At 31.5% G+C, this 10,353-nt stretch carries 11 protein-coding genes and 1 pseudogene; 7 read left to right on the forward strand and 5 right to left on the reverse strand.

All coding sequences use genetic code 11. The features are described 5' to 3' along the window. Window positions 1-483: TRC40/GET3/ArsA family transport-energizing ATPase (locus tag ACKI5C_RS05380; RefSeq protein ID WP_407432162.1), on the forward strand; the 483-nt coding region annotated here is incomplete at its 5' end. Window positions 484-533: 50 nt separating this feature from the next. Here ACKI5C_RS05380 and ACKI5C_RS05385 read toward each other — a convergent pair. The 4 genes from ACKI5C_RS05385 to ACKI5C_RS05400 all read right to left on the reverse strand — a co-directional run bounded on the left by ACKI5C_RS05385 (window position 534) and on the right by ACKI5C_RS05400 (window position 5,349). After that, window positions 534-755 carry a hypothetical protein gene (locus ACKI5C_RS05385; protein WP_407432163.1) on the reverse strand — a complete coding sequence of 74 codons (222 nt, stop codon included), beginning with the start codon at window positions 753-755 and terminating at the stop codon, window positions 534-536. Beyond that, a complete protein-coding gene (locus tag ACKI5C_RS05390) occupies window positions 730-3,741 on the reverse strand; it encodes an Ig-like domain-containing protein (RefSeq protein ID WP_407432164.1) in 3,012 nt (1,003 codons plus the stop codon). Before ACKI5C_RS05390 ends, ACKI5C_RS05385 begins: the two co-directional genes overlap by 26 nt. 119 nt (window positions 3,742-3,860) lie before the next feature. After that, a complete protein-coding gene (locus ACKI5C_RS05395) occupies window positions 3,861-4,508 on the reverse strand; it encodes a cobalt-precorrin-7 (C(5))-methyltransferase (protein WP_407432165.1) in 648 nt (215 codons plus the stop codon). Window position 4,509: 1 nt separating this feature from the next. Further along, a complete protein-coding gene (locus tag ACKI5C_RS05400) occupies window positions 4,510-5,349 on the reverse strand; it encodes a metallophosphoesterase (RefSeq protein WP_407432172.1) in 840 nt (279 codons plus the stop codon). A gap of 97 nt (window positions 5,350-5,446) precedes the next feature. Between ACKI5C_RS05400 and ACKI5C_RS05405 the strand changes: the two genes are divergently transcribed. Genes ACKI5C_RS05405 through ACKI5C_RS05420 form a run of 4 tightly spaced genes read left to right on the forward strand, consistent with a single transcriptional unit; the run spans window position 5,447 to window position 8,569 of the window. Continuing rightward, window positions 5,447-6,637, forward strand: a complete 1,191-nt coding sequence (locus ACKI5C_RS05405; RefSeq protein WP_407432166.1) for a redox-regulated ATPase YchF — start codon at window positions 5,447-5,449, stop codon at window positions 6,635-6,637. Window positions 6,638-6,656: 19 nt separating this feature from the next. After that, window positions 6,657-7,223, forward strand: a complete 567-nt coding sequence (locus ACKI5C_RS05410; RefSeq protein ID WP_407432167.1) for a DUF6434 domain-containing protein — start codon at window positions 6,657-6,659, stop codon at window positions 7,221-7,223. Next, window positions 7,220-7,534, forward strand: coding sequence for a TIGR04076 family protein (locus ACKI5C_RS05415; protein ID WP_407432168.1), 315 nt, complete (start codon window positions 7,220-7,222; stop codon window positions 7,532-7,534). Before ACKI5C_RS05410 ends, ACKI5C_RS05415 begins: the two co-directional genes overlap by 4 nt. A 12-nt stretch (window positions 7,535-7,546) precedes the next feature. Further along, window positions 7,547-8,569, forward strand: coding sequence for an SLC13 family permease (locus tag ACKI5C_RS05420; RefSeq protein WP_407432169.1), 1,023 nt, complete (start codon window positions 7,547-7,549; stop codon window positions 8,567-8,569). Here ACKI5C_RS05420 and ACKI5C_RS05425 read toward each other — a convergent pair. Beyond that, window positions 8,555-8,953, reverse strand: coding sequence for a C-GCAxxG-C-C family protein (locus tag ACKI5C_RS05425; RefSeq protein ID WP_407432170.1), 399 nt, complete (start codon window positions 8,951-8,953; stop codon window positions 8,555-8,557). The genes ACKI5C_RS05420 and ACKI5C_RS05425 overlap by 15 nt on opposite strands. Before the next feature lie 82 nt (window positions 8,954-9,035). Here ACKI5C_RS05425 and cfbD point away from each other — a divergent pair, with 82 nt between their 5' ends. Continuing rightward, the gene (cfbD, locus tag ACKI5C_RS05430) at window positions 9,036-10,109 is read left to right on the forward strand and encodes a Ni-sirohydrochlorin a,c-diamide reductive cyclase catalytic subunit (protein WP_407432171.1); all 1,074 of its coding nucleotides are present in this window, start codon (window positions 9,036-9,038) and stop codon (window positions 10,107-10,109) included. Beyond that, window positions 10,106-10,219, forward strand: a pseudogene (gene hisH / locus ACKI5C_RS05435) (imidazole glycerol phosphate synthase subunit HisH); the annotation flags it as partial. The gene cfbD and the pseudogene hisH, both read left to right, overlap by 4 nt. Between the last annotated feature and the right edge of the window lie 134 nt (window positions 10,220-10,353).

Genomic DNA, 10,353 nt, shown 5'->3' on the forward strand with positions numbered 1-10,353 from the left:
AAAGCAAAATTAGGTAGTGCAACAAATGCATTAAAGAAAATAATGCCATTTATGGATGCTGTTGATGATCCACAAACTTCTGAAGATTTAAAAAGAACTAAAGAACAAATTGATAAAGCAAAAGAAGTTTTATCTGATTCAGATAGGACCACATTTAAAATGGTTGTTATTCCAGAAGAAATGTCTATTTATGAATCAGAAAGAGCACTTGAAGCATTGGAAAAAAATGACATGGTTGTAGACAGTGTCATTGTCAATCAGGTGATGCCGGATATTTGTGATTGTGATTTCTGCCACTCAAGACATAAATTACAACAGAAACGTTTAGCTTTAATTGACCAGAAATTCGCAGATCAGCATATTGCTGAAGTTCCTTTATTTAAAGATGAAGTTAAAGGTCAAGAAAAACTTTTAAATTTAGCTCACATCCTTTACGATGGTAAAGATAATGATGAAGTAGTTCAGGAAGCTATTCAGCTTTAAAAATAAAAATAAGTTAAAATTTTTCAATTTTAACTTTAAAATCTTTTTTTTTAATCCTTTTTTTTCTTAAACCAATAATATATTTCCGCAATTATAAGCAGCAATAAACATGTTGAAAAGAATATGCTGAATGTATTTCCGCTGGCCATATCATATATAAATGCAATTATCAGCAAAATTAATAATATTCTAAGGATTATCGGTTGTTCTGACCAATTCTTTTTCAATTGATTCCAATCCATCGTATTATCTCCAGTATTTTCTTGGAACATTAAATGGGTCCCAACTTTCTTCTGTGAAATATTCGTAAGTTTCTTCCTTGCCTAATATTTTAACATTTCCTTTACTTATATATTTTACATTATTTCGGTCTAATGAATTGTCCTTGTTTATTGGAATTTCTAAATAGTCAACACTTCCATCTTCTTTGGGAATATTGTAGATTTTTGTATTTTGCAGGTATCCCGGACGGGTGAATATAATGTGGTCGTATGCACTAAATCGGTCTTCCTCTTCCAGATAATGGTCTACAAAATAAACTCCAATACTTTGCATGCTCAATACAGTTCCAATCAGACTTAATCCTATTGTTATACTCCCTCCTATTAAAGCGCCAACAATACCTTTCCCCAATATTGCTCCTTTTAATGTTAGGGAGGTTATAGGTTGAATATTGTCTCCAATATAATTTAATCCATCGTTTATTTTAGATATTCCGTTATTGACATATTTCATAACTTCCTTTAACATACTATTGATGCTGCATAATCCGCAATCACGTGTTATTGTAACTCCTTTATATTCAAAGCCGTTATGTATGGATAATGGGGTTACCAACCCTGTTTTCAGATCAATTACAAAGTTGGAACTTCCGCTTTCATCACTAATGATTGCAGTATTGTTATAATAAACAATGCTTGCCTTATATGAAGCAAGGGAATTGAAAACATCATCAAATACGCTTGTTATATTAACATATGCGTCACGGGCTATCGGAGATAATGATGATTGTTCTATTTTTGATAATAAAATGGAATTAACGAATCGGAATTTAATAATGTCGCTTTCATTATTTCCTTTAATTAATCTTCCCATGTCCGGAGTTAATATGTGCTGATATGTTTCATTCCAGTTCATGGCTCCAAGAATTACTGTATTTCCCGTTCTGGACCATTCTAATTCTGCATTATTTTTAAGTTCATCAGATATTTTATCGCTTAGATATGCGGTATTTAGGGATGTTATAAACATTGCATACATGCTTTGCATTCCGGTATCTGTTTTATATTCATTTTCCTTATTTATCCAGTAATTTAGTGAATTGTCTGTTATCTTTTTATTAATTATTGCAAAAGACTGTAAAACATCAAAATCCTGTTTGTATTTATTGCTTAATCCATAGGTTATTAATTCGGATTTTTCAAATTCAATGCAGTTGTTGGAATTGAATTTTGTTGTAATATTTTCTTCACTTAAATAACCTATAATTTTTCTTCCAAAATAGTTTAATGTAACGGATTCATCAGTATTTGTAAATTTGATTTTATCCGTATCTTTTCCCATTATTTCACTATAGCTTTTATAATTGAAATCATAAATGGTCTTTCCATAATATTTGGATAATGTATATCTCAATCCGCTTTCATCAAATCCCATATTCTCGAATTTTATTTTCGCTTTATTTTCTCCATTTTGAATGTAGTTTATAATTTCACTTTTTTCAAATGATTTATCAAGATATGCTCCGAACTGTTCAATATTGCTGCTGCAATTGTTTCTATAAATAAAATGAATATAATCGGAACCTCTATGCAATATTATTCCATTTCCTGTCAGCTCTTCATACTTATAACTATTCTGAGTCGGGCTGTTATCAAAAGGCAATAAATAATATTCTGATGATATGTATTCTGCATTATATTCCGGCATATAGCTTGTTGAAAAGAAATAGTTTTTGTATCCAATTTCTATTTGGATTAATAGTTCTTTTTCCATTCTTATAATGCCGTCTATTCCACTTTTTATTGAATATCCACTTGAATAAACATAGGGAAATGTTACATTCACATAACTTGGAATTTTTATTTCATATGTGAATTCAGTATTTTTTATCTTTTCTTCGTATGTGGGGTTAATTTTAATCATGTTTGATATGCAAAGCCCATTGTTTTGGGATGTTATGATATATTCTCCCATTTGAAGATTGATGTTTAAGCTGACTTCTCCGTTTTCATTGGTGGTTCTTGTATATAATACTCCGTTAATGTTAAAAGTTACTTTATCGTATGCTTTAGGTTTTCCAATATCATCAACCAGATAAGCCTTAAATTTGGTACCGTCACGGTATTCCATTTCAATATTATTTGCTGTTAATGTAGGCAATATTTTAATATTGTTTGAAACTTGACATCCGTCATAATCTGCGGTTATGATATAGTCTCCCGGATTTAAATTTAAATTAAGGCCTGCAACACCTGCACTGTCTGTTAATCTTGTATAAAATACACCATTTATATTGAACACTACCTCATGCCCCTGGCCTGCAGGTCTTCCATCTTTTTCAAGTATGCAGACATTGTATTTTGTAGCATTTCTGTAATATTTGATTACGTCTCTATTGTTTGTGATTGTTGGAAGTATTGTGATGTTGTTGCCTATTCTTTCACCGGTTATTTCATTGATTGCTGTCAGTATATACTTTCCCTGGTGAAGATTCAAATTCAGCTTGGCTATTCCGCTTTCATTTGTTGTTCTTGTATAAAAAACACCATTGATATTGAATGTCACGGGCGTGTTTTTCAAATCGTTGCCTGTACTGTCTAGAAATTTGGCATAATATTGTGTAGCATTTCTATAGGTCTTTACAACATCTGCCGAATAGATTGTACTTTTTATATTAATCGTATTGTTTGCAGATGTTCCGTTAACTGTTGTAGTTACAATATATTTTCCAGGATTTAAGTTAATGGCAATTGATGCTTCTCCGTTTTTATTAGTGTAGCGTTGATAATTCAAATTATTCAAATTAAATGTCAATGGGGTGTTGTTTATTGGATTTTCATTTGCGTCTCGAATTTCAGCCTTAAATCGAGTTCCGTCTTTATAAAACATTTCCACATCTTGAGCTTCAATATTGATGCTTTCCTGTGGTGTTTCTTGTGTCAATATTGTTTCATTTTCTAATTCTGTGGCTGAAACAGTGTTAATTAAAAAGATAGTTAAGAAAATGAAAATTATTATACTTATTTTTCTAACCATAGTATCAACCATCCGTTAATTTTTTTTAACAAATTAACACTGAAACTATGATTAGAATATTATAAATCTTTTAATTTAAAATTTAAAAAGTAAATATTATTTAAAATGAATTTTCAACATCAATTATTCTTTTCTATTATCATAATGCACATATAAGTAAATTCACTGTTTGCAACAGTTTTCAGTGATGTTGAGACAATTTTTTCGTCAGGATATGAAAGTCGCTCACAGACTGTAACTTTGCGGTTTTCGCTGACTCCATTGTCAAGTAAAAACTGTGCCATGTCCTTTACTTTTCTTGAAGGCAGTGCAATAGTTACTTTTCCATTATCGATGACTTTTAGAATGTCTTCAATGTTTTCCCTGCCGTGGAATGTCATAACATTTGCATTGTCCCATTGAATATGATTTCTGGCGGCTGCAAGTTGAAGGGAACTGATGCCTGGGATTACCTCAATGTCGGCTTTTGGAAATCCTTTTTCATCTGAAATTCTTAAGACAGTATTTAAAACACCTGAAAAACCCGGATCACCTGTTGACAGTATGGCAACACTATTTCCATTAACTGCCAAGTCTACTCCATCTTCCAATTTATCAACTAAATCTTTAACATTGAATGCAATAGTATTTTTAACATCGCTAAATAAATCAATGGCTCTGGTACTTCCTACAGTATAATCGCAATTCTTTACACAGTCAACGGCTTTTATAGTCAAATATTCTTCCGCACCAGGTCCGATTCCAATAATAAATATTTTTCCACTCATGTTAATCCTCAATTGTAATTTTCTTTCTTTTGTCTGTTTTAAGGTAGAATGAAGTTATTTCGGGTTTACAATTAATTCTAAGCCAAAAAGAATTTGTTCCAAGACCTTTGCTTGTATATTGAATCATATTTCCTACTTTATATAATCCGACAGGATATTTCAATGAATATGATGCTCTAAAAGGAGTTGTTTTAACGCCAGGAATTACAAGTTGTCCTCCGTGAGAATGGCCGGACATCTGTAAATCAAATCTGTTGGTTTTTGATGAAATTTTGGCAAAATCCGGTTCGTGAACTAGCAATATGCTTGCTCCGTCTTCAGGTAATTTTTCAAGTACTTCGTCCAGATTGTCTGCTCCAACAGTACAACTGTCAACACCTGAAATATTCAGTTTTTCGCCATTTTTTTCAATTGTATAAACGTCATTACTTAAATCAACAATGTCTGCATTTTTTAGTATTTCTCTGATTTTTTCCGGATTATTCCAATGGTCATGATTTCCCAATACTGCAAATTTACCATCTTTTGCCTTTAATTTTTTAAATGAATTTAAAAGAGCATCTTCATATCCTTCTAAAATGTAGGATACATAATCTCCAGTTAGGGTAATCATGTCGGGGTTTAGTTTATTTACATAGTCGACAACCCCATCTAGATATTCTGGACTAATCCATTGGCCTAAATGAATATCTGCAAGATTAACTATTTTGTAATTATTGAATTCAAACGGTAAGTCTTTAATTTTTACATCAACATTAACTAAATCAAATAAATGTGGTTTGAACTCTGTGTCTCCTCGGGCTTGCGTTAGAAAAGTTTGAAATCCTTGTCGTATTATCATTGCAGAGGGTTTTTCGTTTACCAATTTTTCACCTTATAGTTAAATAAGTTCGTGAAACTATTTATATTTTAAAAATTAAATAAATAATGTGATTATTATGCTTCAAATTGCAGTTACAGGAAAACCAAACGTAGGAAAATCATCTTTTTTCAATTCTGCAACTTCATCAACTGTTGAAATGGCAAATTATCCTTTTACAACTATTGATGCCAATAAAGCAGTTGCTTATGTTATTAAAGATTGTCCATGTAAGGAATTAGGTGTTACATGCAATCCTAGAAATTCATTATGTATTGATGGAAAAAGGTTACTTCCTATAGAATTAATAGATGTTGCAGGGTTAGTCCCTGGAGCACATGAAGGAAAAGGATTAGGAAATAAATTTTTAGACGATTTAATGCAAGCTAAAGTATTCATACATGTTATTGATGCGTCTGGTTCAACAGATATTGAAGGACAGCCTGTAGATCCGGGAAGCCATGATCCTTTGGAAGACATTGTATTTTTAGAGGAAGAAATAGTAATGTGGATGTATGGAATATTATCAAGGAATTGGGTAAGACTTATAAGGAAAGTCGGTGCTGAGCATTTAGATATTTCCAAAGTATTATTTGATCAATTGTCCGGTACAGGAATAACTATTGAAGATATTATTGAAGCTAAAAGATCAATAGAACCGGATTATAATAAATGGGAAGAAGAAGATTTAATTGAATTAACAAGAAATATCTTAAAAATAGCTAAACCGATGATGATTGTAGCAAATAAGGCGGATTTACCAACTTCTGAAGAGAATATTAAAAGAATTAAGGAAAAATATCCGAATGTAATTCCGGCATCTGCAGAATCTGAAATTGCATTGGTCAGAGCTAATGAAGCGGGTTTGATTAGTTATCTTCCTGGTGATGATCATTTTGAAATTTTAAAAGAGGATGAATTGTCTCCAAATCAGTTGAAAGCTCTTGAATACATTCAAACCAATATTCTGGATAAATATGGAAGTACTGGAATTCAGGATGCCTTAAATTATGGTATTTTTACTTTGCTTGAAAATATTGTAGTTTATCCTGTTCAGGATGAGCATAAATACACTGACCAGAAAGGTAATGTATTGCCTGATGGAATTTTACTTAAAAAAGGTTCAAATCCTCGTCAATTAGCATATCAGGTTCATTCTGATATTGGTGATAAGTTCATGCATGCAGTTGATGCCAGATCAAACATGCGTGTAGCTAGTGATTATGAACTTAAAGACGGTGACATTATAAGTATTATTACTAGACAATAATACTTTTCTTTTTTTTATTATGACTAATAGGGCTTTATTAACTACAAATTTAACTCCTGAGGAATTTAAAAATTATTATTTTTTAAAAGAGGAATTAAAGGATTTCTGTCGCAGCGAAGGATTGAAAGTTAGTGGAAGTAAGCAGGATTTGGAAAAAAGAATCATTCACTATTTATCAACAGGTGAAGAGTTAGAAGAAAAATTTACTAGAAAAAATTCTAATGAATTATCTTCAGATATTACTTTGGATTCAAAATTAGGTGAAAATTTCAAATGCAGTGAAGATAAACGTGAATTTTTTGAAAAAGAAATTGGCAAAGGATTTAAATTTAAGGTAAAGTTTCAAAAATGGCTGAAAGCAAATCCTGATAAAACTTATCGTGACGCAATTGATGCATATTATGAAATTCAAAATTCAAATGAAAAAACTGAAATAGGCAAGCAGTTTCAATATAACCAATATATTAGAGATTTCTTTGAAGACAATAAAGATAAATCACTTGATGATGCAATTAAATGTTGGAATTATAAAAAATCAATAAAAGGCCACAATAAGTATGAAAAAAGCGATTTGGTGATATTATGAAAAAGGTAAAGATAACTGTAATGAGAAAAGTCAGACATGATGATTTAATTGATAAGTATGAAAATCCTCTTGAACATGAATGTGATGTTGAAGAAGGTCAAGTTTTCATCGCTAATGGTTGGTTAAAGCCTGAAAATTTCTGTGATAGTGCTTGGGAAAGTCTTTCCCCCTTTGTGATGGCTTTAGCTAACGGAGCCAGTGATTTTTATGACGGATGGATGAAAAATAAAAAATCCGCAATGATATCCTGTAATGATGGTTTCAGACCTGTAAGCTTTCTTTTGGAAACTCTGGATGAAGATGCAGATTAATCTTATGATATCATGGCTAATTTAAGGGATAAAACATTTAATTTTATTAAAAAGGAATGGGTATTTTCTATATCCCTAATTTTGGCGATTATTTCCTGTTTTTTTGTTAATCCAGGCATTAATTATTTAAGTTATATTAATTGGTATACAATAATATTGCTTTTTATAATAATGTTATTTGTTGAAATTTTAAAAAATTTGTTTGTTTTTGAAATATTGGTTCGTAAATTATTAATTAAAGTTAAAAATACTCGTGGTTTAGTATTATTTTTAGTTTTCACTTGCTTGTTTAGTTCTATTTTTATAACTAATGATGTTTCATTAATTATTTTTGTGCCCTTTGCAATTTTGGCTTTAAAAAAATTAGGCAGGCTTGATTTAATTATAGTTACAGTTTCACTACAGACTATTGCATCTAATGTGGGGTGTATGGTTCTTCCAATTGGAGCGCCCCATAATATTGTAATGTATACTGTCTCAAATATGTCATTTGTGTCATTTTTCATATTGCTTTTACCATATGTTATCGTATCGGCAATATTTTTAATAGTATTGTCATTTTTCATTCCAAATGATGATATTGTTTTACCAAAAATGAAAAAAATAGAATTCAATAGAAAAAATTTCTTTAAAAGAGTTTTTCTTGGTGTAGATTATTATTTGCTTTTGACTTTCATCGCCCTTTTCATTTTGATTGGGAACTTGGAAAATATTTCATTTTTCAATTTGCTATTCAGAAAATGGATTGTCGGTAATGAAGTTCTTTCGGGAGTGATATTGTCTCAAATTATTTCAAATGTTCCATCAGCAATGCTTCTTAGTGGTTTCAGTACTAATTGGGAAGCTATTACTATTGGAATCAATATTGGTGGTTTTGGAACCCTTATTGCATCTATGGCCAATCTTATTTCCTATAAGATTCTTGTTCGTGAATATAGTGAATCTAAAATTAAATATCTAGCAGTTTTTACTGCTTTAAATGTTATCTTATTGGTTATTTTGTTAGGCGTATATTATTGTTCATTCATCCAATAAATCAGCCAATTTATTTGCAATGAATACACAACAGTCAACGCATGGAGATTTATCTTCGCCATTATTGCTTATTATACCACAGCATACGCTGTTATATTCTTCTTTAAATGTGTTAAATAATATTTTGGCATTAGCTTTGATTTGTACTTCATCATCAAGTAAAAGACCGTTCGCCATTAATGCTCCAGTCAAAGCACCGCAAGTTCCTTCGTCAAATGTTCCGCCTATCCCTCCTGCAAATCCACAAGCCAATTTGCACATTTCAGCTTGACTAATCGGATATTCAGCAGTTTCACATAAGCCCATTAATGTTGACTCAGAACAACTTTTGAATGTCCTATATTCTCTTATTTTTTCTTCCATAACTTTTTTATCAAGTTTCATAATTACTCAACCCCATTATATATGATTATATATCATGATTTTTAAATAATTATTCATAAAAATTTATTTTAGGTGAAAAAATATGCATCCGAGACCAAGTCCAATTGCCGCTACTCTTTACACATTAAGGGATATGAATGTTGATGTTATTGTTATGCATGGCCCTACTGGCTGTTGTTTTAGGACGGCCAGACTTTTAGAAAGTGATGGTGTACGTGTTGTAACTACAGGCATGTCTGAAAATGATTTTATTTTAGGTGCTGGTGAAAAATTAGTTGATACATTAACTGAAGCTTATGATATGTTCCAGCCAAAATTAATGGGTATTGCAGGCACTTGTGCAAGTATGATTATTGGTGAAGATTTAAAAGAAGCTATTGCAACCGCAGATTTGCCATGTACAGTTATTCCTGTAGAATCTCATGGGGGATCTGGTGAAGGTGATAATACTGTAGGTGCAATAATGGTTTTAGATGCTGCAGTTGAATGTGGGGTAATACCTAGGAAAGAAGCCGACAGGCAAATTGAAATGCTTGAAAAAGCAACTGAAGTTGAAAAAACCCGTGGAATGGCACAGGGCAAATATATTAAACCTAACTTTGGAGATTCAAAGGAAAGCGTTGCAAGAATTGTTGTAAATGCCTTGAAAGATAATAAAAAAGTTGCTTTTGTTTTGAATGTTAAAAAAGAAACATCTTATTTGTTTTCAGATATTATTAATTTTGACTACAAAGAAATCAATCCGGATAATAAACCTATTTTTGTAGCTAATCTGGATGAAAATATTGGTTTGCCTAGAATCAGACAGCATGCAGTAAATATTAAAAATCAGCTTGATATGGAACCTGATTTTATTAGCGGAGGTCTTGATGAATACCCTATAACTGCCAATAAGGCAGCAGAATACTTAAAAGATATGGATTTGGATTTGATTGTTGTATTTGGAGTTCCACACGCATTTCCAATAGAAGATTTTGACATAGAATCAGTTGCTGTAACAGACGGTCCCCGTTTAGTGGAGCCTTTAAAAGATTTGGGTTATACTCATGTTGTTGCTGAACTTGATGCACACTCAAAAACTTTAGGGACTGATGAAATTGTATTTTCAGACTTTGGCGGAATGATAAGATCAGCTATTGGGTGGTTAGACCAATGATAACGATTATTGATTATAAAAGTGGAAATTTAAAGAGTATCTCTAATGGATTTAAAAAAATAGGTGAAGATTTCCAAATAACTGATGATATTGAGTTAATAGGGAATAATTATCGTGAGTAATTATTCTTTTTTTGTCGAATTTTGCATAGTCTGTCGATAACCGGATCATCCAACGGTATTGCTGTTTTCGGACTCTCCTGCTATCCTGCCTGCAAGGGAGAACCTGCAACATTAACACTACT

The organism is Methanobrevibacter sp., assembly GCF_045646045.1.
Classification (GTDB): Archaea; Methanobacteriota; Methanobacteria; order Methanobacteriales; family Methanobacteriaceae; genus Methanocatella.